At 50.1% G+C, this 425-nt stretch carries 1 pseudogene; it reads right to left on the bottom strand.

Annotated features, from left to right (window positions below):
* Window positions 1-425 (bottom strand): annotated as a pseudogene (locus tag QWI17_RS06740) (acetaldehyde dehydrogenase (acetylating)); the annotation flags it as partial.

Genomic DNA, 425 nt, shown 5'->3' with positions numbered 1-425 from the left:
TGAAACGGTGGCTACAATTTCGCCATACTCAACTTCCTGTACGCGAGAAACCGCCGCCACCATAGGAATCGTCGCCTGGCCACCACAGGTCACCATATTGACGTTCATCTCAAGGTTCTTAGCATGATCAGCCAGGTTCACGGGAGGGACGCAAAACGGGCCAATAGCTGCAGGAGTCAGGTCGATCATGATCACACCTAACTCGTTGAGCTTCCGACTATTTTCTGCATGCACATATGCAGAGGTCGCATCAAACGCTACGCGGATATCATCCTCCAATACATGTGGAACCAGACCATCAACACCGGTCGTGGAAACTTTAATACCAAACTCTTGAGCACGCTTTAAACCTTCAGACTCTGGGTCTATGCCCACCATCCAGACCGGCTCGATCCAATCGGAGCGCATCATTTTCATCAATAGAT

Source organism: Gilvimarinus gilvus (assembly GCF_030518155.1).
In the GTDB taxonomy this organism is placed as follows: domain Bacteria; phylum Pseudomonadota; class Gammaproteobacteria; order Pseudomonadales; family Cellvibrionaceae; genus Gilvimarinus; species Gilvimarinus gilvus.
The sequence above is the reverse complement of the archived record's forward strand: the minus strand, read 5'-3'. Positions and strand labels throughout refer to the sequence as shown.